We start from the raw sequence: 22,897 nt of genomic DNA, 5'->3' as shown, positions 1-22,897 counted from the left end.
TCGGTCTCGATGTGGGTAGCGACTACCAGCGGTAGTGCGCGAAGGCCTTGTTGGACTCGGCCATCTTGTGGGTGTCCTCACGCTTCTTGACGGCCGCACCGAGGCCGTTCGAAGCGTCGAGAAGCTCGTTGAGCAGACGCTCGGTCATGGTCTTCTCGCGGCGGGCGCGCGAGTAACCGACGAGCCAGCGCAGCGCGAGGGTGTTGGCGCGACCGGGCTTGACCTCGATCGGCACCTGGTAGGTCGCACCACCGACACGGCGGGACTTGACCTCGAGGGTCGGCTTGATGTTCTCCAGCGCGCGCTTCAGCGTGATGATCGGGTCGTTGCCCGTCTTCTCACGCAGACCCTCCATGGCGCCGTAGACGATGCGCTCGGCGGTGGAGCGCTTGCCGTTCAGCAGCACCTTGTTGATGAGGGAGGTCACCAGAGGAGAGCCGTAGACCGGGTCGATGATGACCGGGCGCTTCGGGGCGGGGCCCTTACGAGGCATTCTTACTTCTCCTTCTTGGCGCCGTAGCGGCTGCGGGCCTGCTTGCGGTTCTTGACACCCTGGGTGTCGAGCGAACCGCGGATGATCTTGTAGCGAACACCCGGCAGGTCCTTCACACGGCCGCCGCGCACGAGCACAATGGAGTGCTCCTGCAGGTTGTGTCCCTCACCCGGGATGTAAGCGGTGACTTCGATCCCGCTGGTCAGACGCACACGCGCGACCTTACGCAGGGCCGAGTTCGGCTTCTTCGGGGTGGTCGTGAACACACGCGTGCAGACGCCACGGCGCTGGGGGGAACCCTCCAGTGCGGGCGTCTTGTTCTTCTCGACCTTGTCCTGCCGGCCCTTCCGGACCAGCTGCTGGATCGTAGGCACTACTTCTCCGATTCTGTGTGCCGAGTAAAGCTAACCTGGAACAGTCGCCGACCCACGCGGTCGGGTGTGTCGAATCCCGCAGACTCCCACCGCGAGGTGGAAAGGACGACGAGGATCACGGTGGCCAGTGACGACCCCCTGCGGTTGAAGGCACGCACGGGAGCCAGGGCACACCCCAGGCACAAGGTCCGAGGGTACCTACCTCATAGGCTGCGGTCAAAACAAATGGCCACGGACAGGACGGCACGCCCGCCGGCCCGCTCCCGCAAGCGCCGTACGCCCCTCACGACCGCCCGCTCCCGGGGCCCTCGGTTCCCCGACGGCGGAGGCGCCGACCCTACTGACCGCCCGAGAACGCGGCGACCATCAGCAGCACGAAGAGCGCCCACCCGGCGACGGACAGCCAGCCCATGATCAGCCCGGCCAGCGCGAAGCCGTCGCCCTGTTCCCCGGTCCTTCTGATCTCGCCCCGCGCCATGTGCCCGAGGACGACCGCCGGCACACCGGTGATCCCGCCGGTGAACACGCACAGCACACCGCACACCAGAGCGCCGGTCGCCTTGCTGTTCGTCGCGGCGGGAGCGGGCAGGAAGGTCGCCGGGACCCCCGCGGCGCGGCCCGGGTAGGGCTGCTGCGCGAACGGCGTCCCGAACGGCTGCGGGCCCTGCGGCAGATCGGCGACCAGCCGGGCCAGCTCGCCCAGGGTGCGGCTGCCGTAAGCCTGTTCCACGCGCTTCTCGTACTCGTCCTGCTGGAGCCGCCCCTCGGCGAAGCCGGCCCGCAGCACGTCGACGGCACGCTCCCGGTCCGCGTGCGCGGCGAGCATGGGCGACGGGACGGGCTGCCCCGGTCCGCCTCCCTGCCACGGCACGGGCTGCCACGCCGGTCCGGACATCGGCCACCTCCCCCGGCGAAGAACGCCTTCACCCGAACCAACGCGGGCGGGCACCTTCCTGGTTCCCGCCCGCGGAGGCCCGTACCCGTACGGAGACGTCCCAGCGTCTTTCCCGGGCTCCGGCGGGGCCCTGAGGAGCCGGGGCGACGGCACCGGATCGGGGCCGCCGCCCGCGGGAACGCCGAAGGGCGGCCACCGGAGGTGGCCGCCCTTCGCGTCAAACAGGTACTGCCCGCCTGCTACTGGTTGTACGGACCGTAGTCGTAGTCCTCCAGCGGGACGGCCTGGCCGGAGCCCGTGCCGAACGGCGAGTAGTCGATGTCGTCGTAACCGACGGCCGAGTACATCGCTGCCTTGGCCTCTTCGGTCGGCTCGACCCGGATGTTGCGGTAGCGGGACAGACCCGTACCGGCCGGGATGAGCTTACCGATGATGACGTTCTCCTTGAGGCCGATCAGGGAGTCGGACTTGGCGTTGATCGCCGCGTCCGTCAGAACCCTGGTCGTCTCCTGGAAGGACGCCGCCGACAGCCACGACTCGGTCGCCAGCGAGGCCTTGGTGATACCCATCAGCTGCGGACGGCCGGAGGCCGGGTGGCCGCCTTCCTGGACCACACGACGGTTCTCGGTCTCGAACTTCGAACGCTCGACCAGCTCGCCGGGCAGCAGCTCCGCGTCGCCCGACTCGATGATCGTCACGCGGCGCAGCATCTGCCGGATGATGATCTCGATGTGCTTGTCGTGGATCGACACACCCTGCGAGTTGTAGACCTTCTGGACCTCGCCGACCAGGTGGACCTGGACGGCACGCTGACCCAGGATGCGCAGCACGTCGTGCGGGTTGGTGGCACCCACGGTGAGCTTCTGGCCCACCTCGACGTGCTCGCCCTCGCTGACCAGGAGACGGGCGCGCTTGGAGATCGGGAACGGCGTCTCCTCGCTTCCGTCGTCCGGGGTGACGACGAGCTTCTTCGTCTTCTCGGTCTCCTCGATCCGCACGCGGCCGGAGGCCTCGGAGATCGGGGCGACACCCTTCGGGGTACGGGCCTCGAAGAGCTCGACGACACGCGGCAGACCCTGCGTGATGTCGTCACCGGCCACACCACCGGTGTGGAAGGTACGCATCGTCAGCTGGGTGCCGGGCTCACCGATGGACTGGGCGGCGATGATGCCGACCGCCTCACCGATGTCGACCAGCTTGCCGGTGGCCAGCGAACGGCCGTAGCACATGGCGCAGGTGCCGACGGCGGACTCGCAGGTCAGGACCGAGCGGGTCTTGACCTGCTGGATGCCGGCCGCGACGAGCTGGTCGATGAGGACGTCACCGAGGTCGACGCCCGCCGGGGCGAGCACCTTGCCGTCGACGACGATGTCCTCCGCCAGGCAGCGCGCGTACACGCTGGTCTCGGCGTTGTCCGCCTTGCGCAGGACGCCGTCGGCGCCACGCTCGGCGATGTCCAGCTTGAGGCCGCGCTCGGTGCCGCAGTCCTCCTCGCGGATGATGACGTCCTGCGAGACGTCGACCAGACGACGGGTGAGGTAACCCGAGTCGGCCGTACGCAGGGCGGTGTCCGCCAGACCCTTACGGGCACCGTGGGTGGAGATGAAGTACTCCAGCACGGACAGACCCTCGCGGAAGGACGCCTTGATGGGACGCGGAATCGTCTCGTTCTTGGCGTTCGACACCAGACCGCGCATACCGGCGATCTGACGCATCTGCATCATGTTTCCTCGGGCGCCCGAGTCAACCATCATGAAGATGGGGTTCGTCTTCGGGAAGTTCTCGTTCATGGCCTCGGCAACCTCGTTGGTCGCCTTGGTCCAGATCGCGATGAGTTCCTGAGTGCGCTCTTCCTTGGTGATCAGGCCGCGCTCGTACTGCTTCTGGACCTTCTCGTCCTGCGCCTCGTAGCCCTTGACGATCTCCTTCTTCGCCTCGGGAACGACGATGTCGGAGATGGCCACGGTGACGCCGGAGCGGGTGCCCCAGTGGAAGCCGGCCGCCTTCAGGTTGTCGAGCGTCGCCGCCACGATGACCTTGGGGTAGCGCTCGGCCAGGTCGTTGACGATCTCGCCGAGCTGCTTCTTGCCCACCGAGTAGTCGACGAACGGGTAGTCCTCGGGCAGCAGCTCGTTGAAGAGCGCGCGGCCCAGCGTGGTGCGCAGGCGGAACGTGTCCCCCTGCTGCCACTCGGGCTCGCCCTCCTCGCGGGCCGGCGGCTCCCAGCCGCGCGGCGGGATGGTGCCCACCGGGAAGCGGATGTCGACCGCGGACTGCAGCGCGAGCTCGCCGGCGTCGAACGCCATGGTCGCCTCGGCCGTGGAGCCGAACGCGCGGCCCTCGCCCTTGACGTCACGGAGTTCACCGTCGGTGGTCAGGAAGAACAGACCGAGGACCATGTCCTGGGTCGGCATCGTGACCGGACGGCCGTCGGCCGGCTTGAGGATGTTGTTCGAGGACAGCATCAGGATGCGGGCCTCGGCCTGCGCCTCCGCGGACAGCGGAAGGTGCACGGCCATCTGGTCACCGTCGAAGTCCGCGTTGAACGCGGTGCAGACGAGCGGGTGGATCTGGATGGCCTTGCCCTCGACCAGCTGCGGCTCGAAGGCCTGGATGCCGAGGCGGTGCAGGGTGGGCGCGCGGTTCAGCAGAACCGGGTGCTCCGCGATGACCTCTTCGAGGACGTCGTACACGACCGTGCGGCCGCGCTCGACCATCCGCTTGGCGCTCTTGATGTTCTGCGCGTGGTTCAGGTCGACCAGGCGCTTCATCACGAACGGCTTGAAGAGCTCCAGCGCCATCGCCTTCGGCAGACCGCACTGGTGCAGCTTGAGCTGCGGACCGACGACGATCACGGAACGCGCGGAGTAGTCCACGCGCTTGCCGAGCAGGTTCTGACGGAAGCGGCCCTGCTTGCCCTTGAGCATGTCGGACAGCGACTTCAGCGGACGGTTGCCGGGGCCCGTGACGGGGCGGCCGCGGCGGCCGTTGTCGAAGAGCGCGTCGACGGCCTCCTGGAGCATGCGCTTCTCGTTGTTCACGATGATCTCGGGCGCACCGAGGTCGAGAAGGCGCTTCAGGCGGTTGTTGCGGTTGATCACACGGCGGTACAGGTCGTTCAGGTCGGAGGTCGCGAAGCGGCCACCGTCCAGCTGCACCATCGGGCGGAGGTCCGGCGGGATGACCGGCACGCAGTCGAGCACCATGCCCTTGGGGCTGTTGCTGGTCTGCAGGAACGCGGAGACGACCTTGAGGCGCTTGAGCGCGCGGGTCTTCTTCTGGCCCTTGCCGGTGCGGATGATCTCGCGGAGCTTCTCGGCCTCCTCGTCGAGGTCGAAGGACTCCAGGCGCTTCTGCAGCGCCGCGGCACCCATCGATCCGTCGAAGTACGTGCCGAAGCGGTCACGCAGCTCGCGGTAGAGCAGCTCGTCGCCCTCCAGGTCCTGGACCTTGAGGTTCTTGAAGCGGTTCCACACCTCGTCGAGACGGTCGATCTCGCGCTGCGCACGGTCGCGCAGCTGCTTCATCTCACGCTCGGCACCCTCGCGCACCTTGCGGCGCACGTCGGCCTTGGCGCCCTCGGCCTCCAGCTCGGCGAGGTCCGTCTCCAGCTTCTTGGCACGGGCCTCGAGGTCGGAGTCACGGCGGTTCTCGACCTGCTGACGCTCGACGGAGACGTGCGCCTCCAGCGAGGGCAGGTCGCGAGTGCGGCGCTCCTCGTCGACGAACGTGATCATGTACGCCGCGAAGTAGATGACCTTCTCGAGGTCCTTCGGGGCGAGGTCGAGCAGGTAGCCCAGGCGGGACGGGACACCCTTGAAGTACCAGATGTGCGTGACGGGGGCGGCGAGCTCGATGTGGCCCATCCGCTCACGGCGCACCTTGGCACGCGTGACCTCGACGCCACAGCGCTCGCAGATGATGCCCTTGAAGCGGACGCGCTTGTACTTGCCGCAGTAGCACTCCCAGTCCCGGGTGGGGCCGAAGATCTTCTCGCAGAAGAGTCCGTCCTTCTCGGGCTTGAGCGTGCGGTAGTTGATGGTCTCGGGCTTCTTGACCTCGCCGTGGCTCCACTGACGGATGTCGTCAGCGGTAGCCAGACCGATCCGGAGCTCGTCGAAGAAGTTGACGTCGAGCACTATGCGTCAATCCCTCTCAGGGTTGTAAGTCTTGGGGTCTGAAACGGGGTCCCGGGGTCGGCGGGCCTTCGCGAGGAAGGCCCGCCGGACTCCGTCAGACCTCTTCGACGCTGCTCGGCTCGCGCCGGGACAGGTCGATGCCGAGCTCTTCCGCAGCGCGGAAGACGTCCTCGTCGGTGTCGCGCATCTCGATGGACATGCCGTCCGAGGACAGCACCTCCACGTTGAGGCACAGGGACTGCATCTCCTTGATGAGCACCTTGAAGGACTCGGGGATGCCGGGCTCGGGGATGTTCTCGCCCTTGACGATGGCCTCGTACACCTTGACGCGGCCGGTGACGTCGTCGGACTTGATGGTCAACAGCTCCTGGAGTGCGTACGCGGCGCCGTAAGCCTCCAGCGCCCACACCTCCATCTCACCGAATCGCTGGCCGCCGAACTGGGCCTTACCACCCAGCGGCTGCTGGGTGATCATCGAGTACGGACCGGTCGAACGAGCGTGGAGCTTGTCGTCGACCAGGTGGTGCAGCTTCAGGATGTACATGTAGCCGACCGAGATCGGCTCCGGGAAGGGCTCACCGGAACGGCCGTCGAACAGCCGCGCCTTGCCGGACGGAAGCACCATGCGCTCGCCGTCGCGGTTCGGGATGGTGTGCTGGAGCAGGCCGGCGAGCTCGTCCTCGCGGGCACCGTCGAAGACCGGGGTCGCGACGTTGGTGCCGGGGTCGACCTGGTCGGCGCCGATCACCTGGAGCCGCTGCGCCCACTCCTCCGCGAGGCCGGAGACGTCCCAGCCGCGGCTGGCGAGCCAGCCGAGGTGGATCTCCAGGACCTGACCCGGGTTCATTCGGGACGGGACACCCAGCGGGTTGAGGATGATGTCGACCGGGGTGCCGTCCTCCAGGAACGGCATGTCCTCGATCGGGTTGATCTTCGAGATGACGCCCTTGTTGCCGTGACGGCCGGCGAGCTTGTCACCGTCGGTGATCTTGCGCTTCTGCGCCACGTACACGCGCACCAGCTGGTTCACACCGGGGGGGAGCTCGTCGCCCTCCTCGCGGTCGAACACGCGGACACCGATGATCTTGCCGGTCTCGCCGTGCGGCACCTTCAGCGAGGTGTCGCGGACCTCACGGGCCTTCTCGCCGAAGATCGCGCGCAGCAGGCGCTCCTCCGGGGTCAGCTCGGTCTCGCCCTTGGGCGTGACCTTGCCGACCAGGATGTCGCCCGCGGTGACCTCGGCGCCGATGCGGATGATGCCGCGCTCGTCGAGGTCGGCGAGGACCTCCTCGGAGACGTTCGGGATGTCCCGGGTGATCTCCTCGGGGCCGAGCTTGGTGTCACGGGCGTCGACCTCGTGCTCCTCGATGTGGATCGAGGAGAGGACGTCGTCCTGCACGAGGCGCTGCGACAGGATGATCGCGTCCTCGTAGTTGTGACCCTCCCACGGCATGAACGCCACGAGCAGGTTCTTGCCCAGCGCCATCTCGCCGTTCTGGGTGGCCGGACCGTCGGCCAGGACCTGGCCCTCGATGATCCGGTCGCCCTCGTTGACGATGACCTTCTGGTTGACCGAGGTGCCCTGGTTGGACCGGGAGAACTTGGCCAGGCGGTACGTGATGTACGTGCCGTCGTCGTTGGCGGTGGTGATGTAGTCCGCGGAGACCTCCTGGACCACACCGTCCTTCTCGGCCTTGACCACGTCGCCGGCGTCGACGGCGGAGCGGTACTCCATGCCGGTGCCGACGAGCGGGGACTCGCTCTTGATGAGGGGCACGGCCTGACGCATCATGTTCGCGCCCATGAGGGCACGGTTGGCGTCGTCGTGCTCCAGGAACGGGATCATCGCGGTCGCGACCGACACCATCTGGCGCGGCGAGACGTCCATGTAGTCGACGTCGTCACCGGGGACGTAGTCGACCTCTCCGCCACGACGGCGGACCAGGACACGGGCCTCGACGAAGCGGAAGTCGTCGTTCAGCGTGGCGTTGGCCTGCGCGATGACGAACCGGTCCTCCTCGTCCGCCGTCAGGTAGTCGACGTCGTCGGTGACGACACCGTCGACGACCTTGCGGTACGGCGTCTCGACGAAGCCGAACGCGTTGACGCGGCCGTAGGAGGCGAGCGAGCCGATCAGACCGATGTTCGGGCCTTCGGGCGTCTCGATCGGGCACATGCGGCCGTAGTGCGAGGGGTGCACGTCACGGACCTCGAAGCCGGCCCGCTCACGGGAGAGACCACCCGGGCCAAGAGCCGACAGACGGCGCTTGTGGGTGAGACCCGACAGCGGGTTGTTCTGGTCCATGAACTGCGACAGCTGGCTGGTGCCGAAGAACTCCTTGATGGAGGCGACGACCGGCCGGATGTTGATCAGGGTCTGCGGCGTGATCGCCTCGACGTCCTGGGTCGTCATGCGCTCGCGGACGACGCGCTCCATACGAGCCAGACCCGTGCGGACCTGGTTCTGGATGAGCTCGCCGACGCTGCGCAGACGGCGGTTGCCGAAGTGGTCGATGTCGTCGGTCTCGACGACGTACGTCGAGCCGTTGTCGCCGACCGTCTCGGTCTCACCGGCGTGCAGCTTCACCAGGTACTTGATCGACGCGATGATGTCGTCGACCGTCAGGACGCCGGCTTCGAGACCGGTGTCCGTGCCCAGCTTCTTGTTCACCTTGTAGCGGCCGACCTTGGCGAGGTCGTAGCGCTTCGGGTTGAAGTAGAGGTTGTCGAGCAGCGTCTGCGCGGCCTCACGGGTGGGCGGCTCGCCCGGACGCAGCTTGCGGTAGATGTCGAGCAGCGCGTCGTCCTGGCCCTGGGTGTGGTCCTTCTCCAGGGTGGCGCGCATGGACTCGTACTCGCCGAACTCCTCGAGGATGCGCTCGGTGCTCCAGCCGAGGGCCTTCAGGAGAACGGTGACGGACTGCTTGCGCTTGCGGTCGATGCGCACACCGACCATGTCGCGCTTGTCGATCTCCATCTCCAGCCAGGCACCCCGGGACGGGATGATCTTGGCGGAGAAGATGTCCTTGTCGGACGTCTTGTCGATGGAGGAGTCGAAGTAGACGCCGGGCGAACGGACGAGCTGCGACACCACGACACGCTCGGTGCCGTTGATGACGAAGGTGCCCTTGTTCGTCATGAGCGGGAAGTCGCCCATGAAGACCGTCTGGGACTTGATCTCACCGGTCTCGTTGTTCGTGAACTCGGCGGTGACGAAGAGCGGGGCCGCGAACGTGAAGTCGCGCTCCTTGCACTCGTCGATGGAGTTCTTCGGCGGCTCGAAACGGTGGTCGCGGAAGGTCAGCGACATCGACCCGGAGAAGTCCTCGATCGGGGAGATCTCCTCGAAGATCTCCTCCAGACCGGACTTGGTGGGGACGTCCTGTCCGTTGTCCAGAGCCGCCTCGACACGAGCCTTCCACGCGTCGTTTCCGAGCAGCCAGTCGAAGCTCTCGGTTTGCAGCGCAAGAAGGTTCGGAACCTCGAGGGGCTCCTTGATCTTTGCAAAGGAGATGCGCAGCGGGGCGGTGCTGGCGCCGTTGTTCGTATTCGCGGTCGAGGCAGTGCGCGAGGCGGCCAAGAGGGGGTCCTTCCGAGGGCTCGGACTCACTACGCGCGTACCGGTCCCCTGCTGAGGCATGACGGCCCACTGCTCACGATCCAGCCCGAAGGGCCAGGTCAGAGACGGTCGATACGTCGATGCTGAAGCGAGGGCATGCCCCTGGTGACGGGCAGGGGACAGCTAACAGGCAGCGCAAAGGGACAGTGTAGCCACTAGGCACACTGATGTCCAGTGCCGGTTTTTCAAGACCCTCGTCGCCCTCAACCCCTGCGGCAAATCGCCATCCTCAACGCACGTTGATACTGCCCTCTCCGCCGTCGATCCATGCCTCGGATTCGGATCGTTGTGACGACGCGTCCTGAGAATTGCGCGCTGCGTGCGGTTCGTCAAGGCCCCTCTAGCCCAAAACCAAGTGCTGCCATCGTCACGTGCGGCCCGCCACCAGGGGCGCTCGGAGGCACAACGAAGATCACCATACCCCTCACGACCTCGGCCGCAAGGCAGTCGACACCGGGCCCTCGGGAACGCCGAAGAGCGACCACCCGGATGGATGATCGCTCTTCGCCGCGTCGGCGTTACAGCCTCGATGAGACGGTCCCGCTTCGCGTGGCCGCGCGGCCGGGGACCAGCCCCGTACGCGCCGCCGTGGGGCCTCTGCGGGCCCCGGTGGTGTTACTTGACCTCGACGGAGGCGCCGGCGCCCTTGAGGGACTCGGCGGCCTTCTCGGCGGCGTCCTTGGCGACCTTCTCGAGGACGGGCTTCGGGGCGCCGTCCACGAGGTCCTTGGCCTCCTTGAGACCCAGGGAGGTCAGCTCACGCACGACCTTGATGACCTGGATCTTCTTGTCGCCGGCACCGGTGAGGATGACGTCGAACTCGTCCTTCTCCTCCTCGACCGGGGCGGCCGGGCCACCCGCGGCGGGGCCCGCGACGGCGACGGCGGCGGCGGCCGTGACGTCGAACTTCTCCTCGAAGGCCTTCACGAACTCGGAGAGCTCGATGAGGGTCATCTCTTCGAACTGCGCGAGCAGGTCGTCCTGGCTGAGCTTCGCCATGGTGGCGGTCCTTCCACTAATTCGGCAGGTGCCGGATGTACATGTGAGGCGGGCGTACTGTCGGCCCGCTGTGGCCTCCGCCGTCAGGCGGCGGCCATTGTGCGAGCCGAGTTACTCGGCACCGCCCTGCTCTTCTTGCTTGGCGCGAAGGGCGTCCACGGTGCGGACGAGCTTCGAGGGAAGCGCCTGGAAGAGCTGCGCAGCCTGAGTCTGCTTGCCCTTGAAGGCACCCGCCAGCTTGGAGAGCAGAACCTCGCGGGACTCGAGGTCCGCGAGCTTCTTGATCTCGTCGGCGGACAGCGCCTTGCCGTCAAGGACACCGCCCTTGATGACGAGGTTGGGGTTGTCCTTGGCGAAGTCGCGCAGACCCTTCGCCGACTCCACCGGGTCACCGGTGACGAAGGCAACCGCCGTCGGACCGTTGAACAGGTCGTCCAGCGTGGAGATCCCGGCCTCGTTGGCCGCGATCTTGGTCAGCGTGTTCTTCACCACGGCGTACTGGGCGTTCTCACCGAGCGAACGGCGCAGCTGCTTGAGCTGGGCCACGGTGAGACCGCGGTACTCGGTCAGCACGGCGGCGCTGGAGTTGCGGAACTGGTCCGTCAACTCGGCAACCGCGGCAGCCTTGTCGGGCCTCGCCATAGAGTTTCGGCCTCCTTCCGGGTGATTCGGACCGCGCGGACCCGAAGGAGGACTGGGGAAAACGAAACGCCCCGGCGCAGGCGCACGGGGCGTGACTCGACCGGATCGCATCACCTTGCGGCAGCGGGTTCCGGGAGTTCATCCACAGTCACCTGCGCGGGTCGCCCGCAATTTCAGCGGATCCTTCGGCCACCGCGCCCTCTCACGAGCGCACGGCAACGACCAGCGGTCTTTGGCTTCTCCGGAAGAGTACGCGAACGGGTGACCGCCAGGCAAATCCGCCGGTTCCGGTCCCTCCGCCGGACCTCCTGGCAGCGGCTGGGGACAGCAACACCGGTGCGCCGCAAGGGAGTTGTCAGCTGTCGTCGTCGGTGAGGCCCTGCTTCCCGATGAGGTCCTCGAAGTCCCTCGTGTCAGCGGCCGGGGGCCGCTCGACGCTGACACGGACGCCGTAGTCGGTGTAGTACGCGGTCTGCGTCGTCGTACCGCCGGCGGTACGGCTCCGCTCGGCCTTCTTGACCAGGAGGCCGTCCGCGTCGACCCAGATGTCGACGGTCTCCGTGGTGACGCCGGCCTGGGTGAGCAGCTTCCTCAGCTCGGCGATCTGGCCGCCGCTCAGCCCGGACCCCGCCGTCGCGAGCCGTGCGGCGTCCACGGTGCCGGAGTAGCGGGTGACGCTGCGCCCGCCCACGGTGTCGGTGCCCGCGCGGTGCGCGTCCGACGCGGTCAGCAGCAGCTTGACCGGCTGGTCGGGGGTGGTGTCGCGCATCTGGTCCTGGAGGCCGAGGTACGCGCCCGTACCGCCGGCGCCGCCCAGGTCGTCGTAGCCGTAGCGGATCCAGTGCCTGCCGCCGGCCTTGGCGGCGAACGTGTCGCTCATGCGCGCGTAGTACGCGTCGTCGAGGTAGCGGGCGGGCATCGTCGTGCTGCCGAGGCTCCGCATGGTGTCGGCCATGGTGCCGCCGGTGTACTCGATGGTGAGGGCGCCGGTGAGGCCGCCCTTCCAGGCGAGGACGCCCTTGGCGTTCATCGACATCATCGTGCCCAGCCGGGTCGCCGACTCCACGCGCGCGGACCCCGCCGACACGGTGGCCCGTTCGACGGCGCGCAGGGCCGGCAGGGCCGCCGCGCGGGCGGCGTCCCGCGAGGCCGTCCCGCCGCCCGCCGGTGTCGGCTGCGGGGAGGGCCCCGCGGCCGTCGTCGTCGCGGTGCACGCGGCGGTCGCCGCGAGGGCGGCCGATGCCACGACGGACAGTGCCCAGCGCCGTACGGTCGTGCCCGTCATCCGTCCCCCAGCCCGTGCGTTCCCGGTGGCTGCACGCTAGCGCAGGCGGTACGCGCGCGTTCCGGGAACGCGTGTGCCCCCGTGCCGCGCGCTGGGCGGCGGTACGGGGGCAACGGGCACGGGCCCCGCGCCTCGCGCGTACAGCGAGGTGCGGGGCCCGTGGAACCGGACGGGTTCGAGCCGGAGGCTCAGACCGCGGCCGGGTCCTCCTCGACGAGGAGGTTGCGCGTGCGGTTCGAGTCCACCAGGATGCCGGGGCCCATCGTGGTGCTGATGGCGGCCTTCTTGATGTAGCGACCCTTCGCGGCGGACGGCTTCAGGCGGAGGATCTCCTCCAGGGCCGCGCCGTAGTTCTCCACCAGCTTGGTGTCGTCGAACGACGTCTTGCCGATGATGAAGTGCAGGTTCGAGTGCTTGTCGACGCGGAACTCGATCTTGCCGCCCTTGATCTCGGTCACGGCCTTGGCCACGTCCGGGGTCACGGTGCCGGTCTTCGGGTTCGGCATGAGGCCACGGGGACCGAGCACGCGGCCCAGGCGGCCGACCTTGCCCATGAGGTCCGGGGTGGCGACGACGGCGTCGAAGTCCAGACGCCCCTTCGCGACCTCGTCGATGAGTTCGTCGGAGCCGACGATGTCGGCGCCGGCGGCAGTCGCGGCCTCGGCACGGTCACCGGTCGCGAAGACCAGGACCCGGGCGGTCTTGCCGGTGCCGTGCGGGAGGTTGACGGTGCCGCGGACCATCTGGTCGGCCTTGCGCGGGTCGACACCCAGGCGGAAGGCGACCTCGACGGTGCCGTCGAACTTGGTGGTGGAGGTCTCCTTGGCGAGACGGACCGCCTCGAGCGGGGCGTACTGCTTGTCCCGGTCGATCTTGGCGTCCGCAGCGCGGAGAGCCTTGCTGCGCTTGCTCACAACTTGCTCCTGTGTGGTTCGGAAAGGAGTCGTGGTGCACGGGCCGAGCAGGCCCTACCACGGTGGTCTGACGAAGGTGGGGCTCAGCCCTCGACCGTCACGCCCATGGAACGCGCGGTGCCGGCGATGATCTTCGACGCGGCGTCCAGGTCGTTGGCGTTGAGGTCGGGCATCTTCGTCTCGGCGATCTCGCGGACCTGCGCCTGGGTGATCTTGGCGACCTTGGTCTTGTGCGGCTCGCCGGAGCCCTTCTCCACGTTCGCGGCCTTGAGGATCATCTTCGCGGCCGGCGGAGTCTTGGTCACGAAGGTGAAGGAACGGTCCTCGTAGACCGTGATCTCCACCGGGATGACCCAGCCACGCTGCGACTCGGTCGCGGCGTTGTAGGCCTTGCAGAACTCCATGATGTTGACGCCGTGCTGGCCCAGCGCGGGGCCGACGGGAGGCGCCGGGTTGGCGGCGCCGGCCTTGATCTGGAGCTTGATGAGCCCCGTGACCTTCTTCTTCTTGGGAGGCATTGCTCTCTCCGGGTCCTAGTGAGAGGTTTCCGCCGCCATCGATCGGTGTGATCGCACCCGAGGGTGTGAATCATCCGGATGGAGGCATACCGCACAACGATAACGGGTATCCATGCGGGGCCAAAAACCGAGCAGGTCAGACAGGCTGTGACAGCCCGTCTGACCTGGTCGGAGGCGTGGGGTCCGGAAGGACTGGATCAGTTCTTCTGGATCTGGTCGAAGCTGAGCTCGACCGGGGTCTCGCGGCCGAAGATCTCGACGAGGCCCTTGACCTTCTTCGAGTCGGCGTTGATCTCGTTGATCGTCGCCTGGAGCGTCGCGAACGGGCCGTCGGTGACGGTGACCGAGTCGCCGACCTCGAAGTCCAGCACCTGGACCTCGACCTTGCGCGACGGAGCCGGCTTGCCCTCGGCCTCGGCGGCCTCGCGGGCGGCCTTCTCCTCGGCCTCCGGGGCGAGCATCTTGACGATCTCGTCCAGGGTCAGCGGGTACGGGTCGTAGGCGTTGCCCACGAAGCCGGTGACGCCGGGGGTGTTGCGGACGACGCCCCAGGACTCGTTCGTCAGGTCCATGCGCACCAGCACGTAGCCGGGGAGCTTGTTCTGACGGATCGTCTTGCGGTCGCCGTTCTTGATCTGGACGACCTCTTCCTGCGGCACCTCGGCCTGGAAGATGTAGTCCTCGACGTTCAGCGAGACGGCACGCTGTTCGAGGTTGGTCTTCACGCGGTTCTCGTAACCCGCGTAGGTGTGGATGACGTACCACTCGCCGGGCAGCGTGCGGAGTTCCTCGCGCAGGGCGACGACGGGGTCGACCGGCTCGGCGGGCTCCTCCTCGGCGTCCTCGGCCTCGGGCTCGTCGCCCTCGACGGCTTCGAGTTCGTCGTCCTCGGCGGACTCGTCCCCGGGGGTCTCGTCCTCGTCGGTCACAGCGGCCTCTTCGGCCGGCTCGTCCGCGGCGGTGTCAGCGGCCTCGGTCCGGTCTGCCTGGTCCTGGTCTGCGCCCTCAACGATGTCGAGCTCGTCGTCCACGGACTCGACGGCTTCCCCGCGAGGCTCGATGGCATCGTTCACGTTCGGGTCAGACACGGTGGCTGCTTCTTCCTGGATACAGAGTTGTGGAACATGCGAAAGGGGCGCCGGTGACGGCGCCCTTCGCTCTTTGCTCAGCCGAAGACGTACTTGGCGGCGTGATTGAGTCCATAGTCAATCACGGTCACCAGAGCGATCATGATGGCCACGAAGAAGATGACCACAGTCGTGTACGACGAGAGCTGGTTTCGCGACGGCCAGACGACCTTGCGGAGCTCCGCGATGATCTGGCGGTAGAAGAGGGCGAGCCGCTTCAGAGGACCCTTCTTGGCGCGCTTTCCGCCTTTACGGGTCTTCTTGGGCTCGGATACCTCGTCGTCCTGGGCATCAGGCGTGTCGATGGAGCCCACGGCGTCCGTCATTCGTCCTCACCTGATTCCGGGTCGTGGCCGTGCCGCGCCCGGTCTGAGCCGCACGGCAGTGCATTGCTGTACGTACATGCGCACACATCCCTGGCGAAGGTGTGTGTAGCAGGGCCGGAGGGACTTGAACCCCCAACCGCTGGTTTTGGAGACCAGTGCTCTACCAATTGAGCTACGACCCTTTGCTGCGTCCCCCAACGTACCGCATCCGCACGGGTGCTCAGGAGCACCGCGTTCGGCACGGCTGCCGAAGGCCAACGAGGTGAGAGTGTACGTGCTCCGGGCCCGGCCGTCGAACAGAAAGGGCCCGTGAGGGTGGGAAGGGACACGGTACGGGCCAGGACCGCGCAGGCCGCGGCCGGGAACCGGACGGATGTTTCAAAGGGCGGAGTCCCACTGTTCAGACTGTGAAACCCGTGTGCCGTGGGCGTTTCCGGTCTGAAACGATGGGGCCATGAGCCCTGCAACCCCTCCCACCGAGCGCCGGGTCTCCGCCCGAGTCGGCGCGATCTCCGAGTCCGCCACCCTCGCCGTGGACGCCAAGGCGAAGGCCCTCAAGGCCGCCGGGCGCCCGGTGATCGGCTTCGGCGCCGGCGAGCCCGACTTCCCGACCCCGGACTACGTCGTCGAGGCGGCGATCGAGGCCTGCAAGAACCCGAAGTACCACCGCTACACGCCGGCCGGCGGTCTGCCCGAGCTGAAGGCCGCCATCGCGGCGAAGACGCTGCGTGACTCCGGCTACGAGGTGGACGCGTCGCAGATCCTCGTCACCAATGGTGGCAAGCAGGCCATCTACGAGGCCTTCGCCGCGATCCTCGACCCGGGCGACGAGGTCATCGTCCCGGCGCCGTACTGGACCACGTACCCGGAGTCGATCCGGCTGGCCGGCGGCGTGCCCGTCGAGGTCGTCGCCGACGAGACCACCGGCTACCGCGTCTCGGTCGAGCAGCTGGAGGCCGCGCGCACGGAGCGGACCAAGCTCGTCCTCTTCGTCTCGCCGTCCAACCCGACCGGAGCCGTCTACAGCGAGGCCGACACCGAGGCGATCGGCCGCTGGGCCGTCGAGCACGGTGTGTGGGTCATGACGGACGAGATCTACGAGCACCTCGTCTACGGCGACGCCACGTTCACCTCGCTGCCCGCGATCCTCCCCGAGCTGCGCGACCGCTGCATCGTCGTCAACGGCGTGGCCAAGACGTACGCGATGACGGGCTGGCGGGTGGGCTGGATCATCGGTCCGAAGGACGTGGTCAAGGCCGCGACGAACCTCCAGTCGCACGCGACCTCCAACGTCTCCAACGTCGCGCAGGCCGCCGCCCTCGCCGCCGTCTCGGGCAACCTGGACGCCGTCGCGACGATGCGCGAGGCCTTCGACCGCCGCCGCCGCACCATCGTGCGGATGCTCAACGAGATCGACGGCATCGTCTGCCCGGAGCCCGAGGGCGCGTTCTACGTCTACCCGTCGGTGAAGGGCCTGCTCGGCAAGGAGATCCGCGGCAAGCGCCCGCAGAGCTCCGTCGAGCTCGCCGCGCTGATCCTGGAGGAGGCCGAGGTCGCGGTGGTGCCCGGCGAGGCCTTCGGCACCCCGGGCTACGTGCGCCTGTCCTACGCGCTCGGCGACGAGGACCTGGCCGAGGGCGTCAGCCGCATCCAGAAGCTGCTGGCCGAGGCGACCGACTGACGGCCGGCCCCGTCCCGCGGAGGCGGGGGTGCGGACCGCTCACGCGAGCGGTCCGCGCCCCCGCTTCTTCGTTCGAGCAAGACCACGAAAGGGGAAACCGCTTCCGGGACGGCGGTGACGTGCGGCAGGATCTTCGAATGGAGCGTGTACGTGATGTCTCTGACCTGCCGAAGGCCCATCTGCACCTGCACTTCACGGGCTCGATGCGGATCACCACCCTGCTGGAGCTCGCCGACAAGTACGGCGTACGGCTGCCCGACGCCCTGACCAGCGGGGAACCGCCCAAGCTGCGCGCGACCGACGAGCGGGGCTGGTTCCGCTTCCAGCGCCTCTACGACGCGGCCCGCTCGTGCCTGCGGGAGCCCGACGACATCCGGCGCCTGGTGCGCGAGGCGGCGGAGGAGGACATCAAGGACGGCTCGGGCTGGCTGGAGATCCAGGTCGACCCGACCTCGTACGCGCCCCGGCTGGGCGGGCTGATCCCGGCCCTGGAGATCATCCTGGACGCCGTGGAGACGGCCGCGCGGGACACCGGGCTCGGGATGCGGGTCCTGGTCGCCGCGAACCGCATGAAGCACCCCCTGGACGCCCGCACCCTGGCCCGCCTGGCCGTGCGGTACGCCGACCGGGGCGTCGTCGGCTTCGGGCTCTCCAACGACGAACGCCGGGGCATGGCAAGGGACTTCGACCGCGCCTTCGCCATCGCGCGGGAGGGCGGCCTGCTGGCGGCACCGCACGGCGGCGAGCTGAGCGGGGCGTCCTCGGTCCGCGACTGCCTCGACGACCTGAGCGCCTCCCGCATCGGGCACGGGGTGCGCGCGGCGGAGGACCCGCGCCTGCTGAAGCGGCTCGCGGACCGGCAGATCACCTGCGAGGTCTGCCCGGCCTCGAACGTCGCGCTCGGCGTCTACGAGAAGCCCGAGGACGTCCCCCTGCGCACGCTGTTCGAGGCGGGCGTGCCCCTGGCGCTGGGGGCGGACGACCCGCTGCTGTTCGGCTCGCGGCTGGCCGCGCAGTACGACATCGCGCGCCGCCACCACGGCTTCACCGACCCCGAACTGGCCGAGCTGGCACGCCAGTCGATCCGGGGCTCGGCGGCCCCGGACGACGTGCGGGACAAGCTGCTCGCGGGGGTCGACGACTGGCTGACGACACCCGCGGACTGACCTGCCGCGACGTGGTGGCGCGCGCCGCGGCCGGCCGCGCTGCCCGCTAGAGGTCGACGCCGACGGTGACGGGCTCGTTGACCAGCGTGATCCCGAACGCCTCGCGGACCCCGGCGACGACCTCGCGGGCCAGCGCGAGCAGGTCCTCGGTGGTCGCGCCGCCCCGGTTGGTCAGCGCCAGGGTGTGCTTGGTGGAGATCCGGGCGCGGCCCGTCCCGTACCCCTTGGTGAAGCCGGCCTTGTCGATCAGCCACGCGGCGGAGGTCTTGGTGCTCCCCTCCCCCGCCGGGTACGCCGGGGGCTCGACGCCGTCGCCGAGGCGTTCCCGTACGCGCGCGTGGAAGGCGGCGAACTGTTCGTCCGTGAGGATCGGGTTGGTGAAGAACGAGCCCGCCGACCAGGTGTCGTGGTCCTCGGGGTCGAGCACCATGCCCTTGCCCGCGCGCAGCTTCAGCACGGTCTCGCGGGCGGCGGCCAGCGGCACCCGGTCGCCCGCCTCGACGCCGAGCGCACGGGCCGTCTCGGCGTACCTGAGCGGCGCGGACAGGCCGTCCGCGTCCTGGAGTTCGAACCGGACGCGCAGCACGACGTAGCGGTCGGGATCGGCCTTGAAGCGGCTGTGCCGGTAGGTGAAGGCGCACTCCTCGTTGGTGAGCGCGACCGTGCGGCCCTCGCGGCGGTCGTAGGCGGTCACCTCGGTGATCGTGGCGGAGACCTCCTGGCCGTACGCGCCGACGTTCTGCACGGGCGTCGCGCCCGTCGAGCCGGGGATGCCGGCCAGGCACTCGACGCCCGCGAGCCCGGCCTCGACGGTGCGGGCGACGACGTCGCTCCACACCTCGCCGGCGGCCACCTCGACCGTCGTGCCGTCGATCGTGAGACCGGTGGTCGCGACGCGCAGGGCGGTGCCGGGGAAGCCCTTGTCGCCGATGACGAGGTTCGAGCCGCCGCCGATCAGCAGCAGCGGCGTACCGGAGCCGTCGGCCTCCTGGACGGCGGCGACGACCTCGGCGTCGGTCGTCGCGGTCAGCAGCCGGGTCGCGGGTCCGCCGAGGCGGAAGGTGGTCAGCGGGGCCAGGGGCACGTCGTGAAGTTCCTGCACGCGGCCAAGACTACGAGACCGGGCCGGAGGGGCCGGTACGCGCGGGCGGGCCGTTGCCCGGTACGCGCGCGTACCGACGGCCCGCCCGCCCCTCCGCACGCGTACGGCCCCGCGGGGTGCGCGGGGCCGTACCGAGGAGGCGGGTCAGGAGGCGGCGTTCTCCAGGACCGGTGCCCGGTCGGCGCCCTCGGCGGCCGGGGTGCCCGCACCCGGGCGGCGGGACGGGATCGCCAGGGTGGCGACGGCCGCGAGGACGACGAATCCGGCGCCGGTCAGCAGGGCGGGGCGCAGACCGTCCACGAAGCTCTGCGCGCTCTGGTAGCCGCCCTGCGCCGCGAAGATCGACGACATGACCGCGATGCCGAGCGCGCCGCCCACCTCGCGCAGCGCGTTGTTGGCGCCGGACGCGATGCCCTGCTCCCGCGGAAGGACGCTGGACATCACCAGGTTGGACGCGGGGGCGAAGTAGAGGGCCATGCCGACGCCGCTGATGATCAGGCCCGGCAGCTGCACCGCGTACGAGGGGTCGGTCGTCGCCGCGAAGGCCATGTAGCCGAGCCCGAGGGCCTGGAGGAAGAGGCCGGTGGTGACGACGGGGCGGCCGCCGATCCGGTCGGAGAGGATGCCGGCGATCGGCGCGACGAGCATCGGCATGCCGGTCCAGGGCAGCATGCGCAGCCCTGCCTCGGTGGGCGAGTAGCCCTGTACGCCCTGGAGGTACTGGCTGAGCAGGAAGATCGAGCCGAACATCCCCAGGAACATCAGCAGACTCGCCGCGTTGATGCCGGCGAAGGCCCGGGAGCGGAACAGCCGCATCGGCAGCATGGGGTTGGCGGCACGGCTGCCGTGCAGGACGAAGCCGGCCAGCAGGGCGCCGCCCGCGAACAGCGAGGTCAGCACCACGGAGTCGGACCATCCGTCGGCCGGCCCGCGCACCAGCCCGTACACGATGCCGAACAGTCCGCCGCTGGCCAGCAGGGTGCCGACGAGGTCGAGCGGGGCGCCGCTGCCGTGCGACTCGGCGAGCCGGAGGCGGGCGAGCGGCAGCAGGGCCAGGCCCAGCGGGACGTTCAGCCAGAAGATCCAGTGCCACGAGACGTGCTCGGTGAGGCTGCCGCCGATGAGCGGCCCGGAGGCCACCGCGAGGCCGTTGACCGCACCCCAGATGCCGAACGCCATGCCGCGCCGCGCGGCGGGCACCGCGGCGGTCAGCAGGGTGAGCGTCAGGGGCATCATGATCGCCGCGCCGACACCCTGGACTGCCCGTGCCGCGATGAGGGAGTCGATCCCGCCCGCCATCGCCGCGGCGGCGGAGGCGCCGGTGAAGATCGTGATCCCGACGAGGAACAGCCTGCGCCGCCCGAAGCGGTCACCCAGTGCCGCGCCGAACATCAGCAGGACGGCGAAGGTGAGCGTGTACGCGCTGACCGTCCACTCCAGGTCGTCCAGGGCGCCGCCGAGGTCCTTGCGGATGGATGGCAGGGCCGTGGTGACGACGAGGTTGTCGAGCGCCGCCATGAACCCGGCGACGCTGGTGATGACGAGAGCCCAGCCGACACTGCCGCGCCGCGCCGGTCGTTCCGCTGCTTGCTGTGACATCGCTTCCCCCAGAGAAGCCGGTGGTTCTTCGGTTAGTTATTGATGACTAACTTTTGCTCGCACACGTGACCCCGGTCGGGTCACGCAAGAAAACAGCCGGCGCCCGGGAGCCCGGGGCCCGCGCTACGAACCCGAGCCGATCCGTTCCGCGATCCGGTCCATCGCGGTGAGTCCCTGCCAGACCCGGTGCTCGTCCGGGAAGCCCATGGCGACAAGGCAGTTGATCAGCATGCCGCACCCCATGAAGTCGGAGGTCGCCTCGGGGTCCGCCCCGAGCGCCAGGTTCACGCTGTCCCACAGCCGCATCCAGCCGGCGCGCACCGCCTCACCCAGCTCGGGCTCCCCCGCCTGCTCGGCGGCGGCGACGGTGACGTACATCTGCATCTGCATGAGCAGCTGTTCCGGCCGCTCGGCGATGAGGTCGAGGTACGCGCCCCCCATGGCGTGCAGGGCCTCCTCGCCCTCCAGCCCCCGGGAGGCGCCCTCGAAGGCTCGCAGGACCTCCGCCATGCAGTGCTCGACGGTGGCCAGGAAGATCGCCTTCTTGCTCGGGAAGAGCCGGAAGAGGTACGGCTGCGACACCCCGACGCGCTTGGCGATCGCCTCGGTGGACGTGCCGTAGTAGCCGCCGCGGGCGAACTCGCTCGTCGCCGCGCGGACGACGCTTTCACGCCTCTCCTCTGCGCTCATCCTGACCATGTAAGTAAGTTAGTACTCAATAACCGGGGTCGTCAAGAGGAGAGGTACGCGCCGAGGGCGCGGGCGCCGGGGCCCGGTGCGGCAGCGCACGGGCGGGGGTGCGCACGGGCGGGCGCGCCGGAGCGGGGGCTCCGGCGCGCGACGCGCCCGTGCGGCACGCACCGCAAGGGGGCACCCGGGGCACACCCCGAACCGTCGGCCGGGGGCCGGCGCACCCGGTCAGGCGAGGCGGACCACCGCGCGGGACATGCCGAGCACCTTCAGGCCGGCGCTGGTCGCCGTGAGGTCCACGCGGACGAGGTTGTCGTCGAGCTTGGCGGCGACCTTGGCGGTGACCGCGATCTCGGCGCCCTTGTCGTCGTTGGGCACGACCACGGGCTTGGTGAAGCGCACCCCGTACTCGACGACGGAGGCCGGGTCGCCGGCCCAGTCGGTGACCACGCGGATCGCCTCGGCCATGGTGAACATGCCGTGCGCGATGACGTCCGGCAGCCCGACCTCCTTGGCGAACTTCTCGTTCCAGTGGATCGGGTTGAAGTCACCCGAGGCACCGGCGTACTGGACCAGGGTGGCGCGGGTCACGGGGAAGCTGCGGCCGGGCAGTTCGGTGCCGACCTCGACGTCCTCGTACGCGATCTTCGCCGTCATCGCCTCACGCCTCCTCGGCCGCGCGGGCCACGAGCTTGGTGAAGGCGGTCACGACGTGCTCGCCCGCCTCGTCGTGGACCTCACCGCGGATGTCCAGGATGTCGTTGCCCGCAAGGGACTTGATGGCCTCGATGGTCGAGGTGACCGTGAGCCGGTCTCCCGCGCGCACCGGGCGCCGGTAGGCGAACTTCTGGTCGCCGTGCACCACGCGGCTGTAGTCCAGGCCGAGCTGCGGGTCCTCGATCACCTGCCCCGCGGCCTTGAAGGTGATCGCGAAGACGAAGGTCGGCGGGGCGATCACATCGGGGTGACCGAGCGCACGTGCGGCCTCCGGGTCCGTGTACGCGGCGTTGGCATCGCCCACCGCCTCCGCGAACTCACGGATCTTCTCCCGGCCCACCTCGTAGGGGGCGGTGGGCGGGTAGGACCGCCCCACGAAGGACTGGTCGAGCGCCATGGCTCGGCACCTCCTGAAGTTCTGCTGTGGCCGGCCGCCGTGCGACACGCACGGTGACCGACGGGACCCCGGGAGCGTACGGCCCGACGCGCCCTCCGGCACACCCGGGGACGCCGCGGCGCGGGAGCCGGACCCGGCCGGCCTGCGGTCGGAGTCCCCGACGGCAGTCGTCCGGCGGTCCGGCACGGGGTCCGGGGTCCGCCCGGAGGTCCGG

Annotated in this window: 19 protein-coding genes and 1 tRNA gene; 2 read left to right on the top strand and 18 right to left on the bottom strand. The window is 69.1% G+C overall.

Annotated elements, in window-relative coordinates; genetic code table 11:
- Window positions 1-22 precede the first annotated feature (22 nt).
- From rpsG to ACFZA0_RS22225, 13 genes are all read right to left on the bottom strand, one after another.
- Window positions 23-493, bottom strand: coding sequence for a 30S ribosomal protein S7 (gene rpsG / locus ACFZA0_RS22285; RefSeq protein WP_003992340.1), 471 nt, complete (start codon window positions 491-493; stop codon window positions 23-25).
- A 2-nt stretch (window positions 494-495) separates the two neighbouring features.
- Complete coding sequence (rpsL, locus tag ACFZA0_RS22280; protein WP_003948652.1) at window positions 496-867, bottom strand: 30S ribosomal protein S12; 372 nt, start codon at window positions 865-867, stop codon at window positions 496-498.
- A 337-nt stretch (window positions 868-1,204) separates the two neighbouring features.
- On the bottom strand, window positions 1,205-1,762 hold the full coding sequence (locus ACFZA0_RS22275) for a DUF4190 domain-containing protein (protein WP_391019669.1): 558 nt from the start codon (window positions 1,760-1,762) through the stop codon (window positions 1,205-1,207).
- 239 nt (window positions 1,763-2,001) lie between these two features.
- Window positions 2,002-5,901, bottom strand: a complete 3,900-nt coding sequence (locus ACFZA0_RS22270; RefSeq protein WP_391019667.1) for a DNA-directed RNA polymerase subunit beta' — start codon at window positions 5,899-5,901, stop codon at window positions 2,002-2,004.
- A 94-nt stretch (window positions 5,902-5,995) separates the two neighbouring features.
- Window positions 5,996-9,481, bottom strand: coding sequence for a DNA-directed RNA polymerase subunit beta (gene rpoB / locus ACFZA0_RS22265; RefSeq protein ID WP_391019665.1), 3,486 nt, complete (start codon window positions 9,479-9,481; stop codon window positions 5,996-5,998).
- 654 nt (window positions 9,482-10,135) lie between these two features.
- Window positions 10,136-10,519: a 50S ribosomal protein L7/L12 gene (gene rplL / locus ACFZA0_RS22260; RefSeq protein ID WP_391019663.1), complete on the bottom strand. Its 384-nt coding sequence runs from the start codon at window positions 10,517-10,519 to the stop codon at window positions 10,136-10,138.
- Window positions 10,520-10,630: 111 nt separating this feature from the next.
- Window positions 10,631-11,161, bottom strand: a complete 531-nt coding sequence (gene rplJ / locus ACFZA0_RS22255) for a 50S ribosomal protein L10 (RefSeq protein WP_391019660.1) — start codon at window positions 11,159-11,161, stop codon at window positions 10,631-10,633.
- Window positions 11,162-11,516: 355 nt separating this feature from the next.
- Window positions 11,517-12,446 (bottom strand): hypothetical protein, encoded by a 930-nt coding sequence (locus ACFZA0_RS22250; protein ID WP_391019657.1) that lies wholly within the window; start codon window positions 12,444-12,446, stop codon window positions 11,517-11,519.
- A 188-nt stretch (window positions 12,447-12,634) separates the two neighbouring features.
- A complete protein-coding gene (rplA, locus tag ACFZA0_RS22245) occupies window positions 12,635-13,360 on the bottom strand; it encodes a 50S ribosomal protein L1 (protein WP_391019654.1) in 726 nt (241 codons plus the stop codon).
- A gap of 83 nt (window positions 13,361-13,443) precedes the next feature.
- Complete coding sequence (gene rplK / locus ACFZA0_RS22240; protein WP_391019652.1) at window positions 13,444-13,878, bottom strand: 50S ribosomal protein L11; 435 nt, start codon at window positions 13,876-13,878, stop codon at window positions 13,444-13,446.
- 197 nt (window positions 13,879-14,075) lie between these two features.
- Entirely contained in the window at window positions 14,076-14,966 is an 891-nt protein-coding gene (gene nusG / locus ACFZA0_RS22235) for a transcription termination/antitermination protein NusG (protein WP_391019649.1), read from the bottom strand.
- 77 nt (window positions 14,967-15,043) lie between these two features.
- The gene (gene secE / locus ACFZA0_RS22230; protein ID WP_391019646.1) at window positions 15,044-15,331 is read right to left on the bottom strand and encodes a preprotein translocase subunit SecE; all 288 of its coding nucleotides are present in this window, start codon (window positions 15,329-15,331) and stop codon (window positions 15,044-15,046) included.
- Between the two features lie 109 nt (window positions 15,332-15,440).
- Window positions 15,441-15,513, bottom strand: a tRNA-Trp gene (locus ACFZA0_RS22225).
- A 272-nt stretch (window positions 15,514-15,785) separates the two neighbouring features.
- Here ACFZA0_RS22225 and ACFZA0_RS22220 point away from each other — a divergent pair.
- Together ACFZA0_RS22220 and ACFZA0_RS22215 are read left to right on the top strand one after the other, a co-directional pair.
- The gene (locus ACFZA0_RS22220; protein WP_391019643.1) at window positions 15,786-17,012 is read left to right on the top strand and encodes an aminotransferase class I/II-fold pyridoxal phosphate-dependent enzyme; all 1,227 of its coding nucleotides are present in this window, start codon (window positions 15,786-15,788) and stop codon (window positions 17,010-17,012) included.
- Window positions 17,013-17,149: 137 nt separating this feature from the next.
- Window positions 17,150-18,178, top strand: a complete 1,029-nt coding sequence (locus tag ACFZA0_RS22215) for an adenosine deaminase (protein ID WP_391019640.1) — start codon at window positions 17,150-17,152, stop codon at window positions 18,176-18,178.
- A gap of 46 nt (window positions 18,179-18,224) precedes the next feature.
- Here ACFZA0_RS22215 and ACFZA0_RS22210 read toward each other — a convergent pair whose 3' ends face one another.
- The 5 genes from ACFZA0_RS22210 to ACFZA0_RS22190 all read right to left on the bottom strand — a co-directional run bounded on the left by ACFZA0_RS22210 (window position 18,225) and on the right by ACFZA0_RS22190 (window position 22,683).
- On the bottom strand, window positions 18,225-19,280 hold the full coding sequence (locus ACFZA0_RS22210) for a UDP-N-acetylmuramate dehydrogenase (RefSeq protein ID WP_391019637.1): 1,056 nt from the start codon (window positions 19,278-19,280) through the stop codon (window positions 18,225-18,227).
- Window positions 19,281-19,424: 144 nt separating this feature from the next.
- The gene (locus tag ACFZA0_RS22205; RefSeq protein WP_391019634.1) at window positions 19,425-20,879 is read right to left on the bottom strand and encodes a DHA2 family efflux MFS transporter permease subunit; all 1,455 of its coding nucleotides are present in this window, start codon (window positions 20,877-20,879) and stop codon (window positions 19,425-19,427) included.
- A gap of 123 nt (window positions 20,880-21,002) precedes the next feature.
- Window positions 21,003-21,578 (bottom strand): TetR family transcriptional regulator, encoded by a 576-nt coding sequence (locus tag ACFZA0_RS22200; RefSeq protein ID WP_391019631.1) that lies wholly within the window; start codon window positions 21,576-21,578, stop codon window positions 21,003-21,005.
- A 219-nt stretch (window positions 21,579-21,797) separates the two neighbouring features.
- Entirely contained in the window at window positions 21,798-22,226 is a 429-nt protein-coding gene (locus tag ACFZA0_RS22195) for a MaoC/PaaZ C-terminal domain-containing protein (RefSeq protein WP_391019628.1), read from the bottom strand.
- 4 nt (window positions 22,227-22,230) lie between these two features.
- Window positions 22,231-22,683, bottom strand: a complete 453-nt coding sequence (locus ACFZA0_RS22190) for a MaoC family dehydratase N-terminal domain-containing protein (protein ID WP_391019626.1) — start codon at window positions 22,681-22,683, stop codon at window positions 22,231-22,233.
- Between the last annotated feature and the right edge of the window lie 214 nt (window positions 22,684-22,897).

It is taken from the genome of Streptomyces sp. NPDC008150, from assembly GCF_042956945.1.
Taxonomy (GTDB): domain Bacteria; phylum Actinomycetota; class Actinomycetes; order Streptomycetales; family Streptomycetaceae; genus Streptomyces.
Note: the sequence above shows the minus strand (reverse complement) of the source record. Positions and strands in the feature narration are given on the sequence as shown.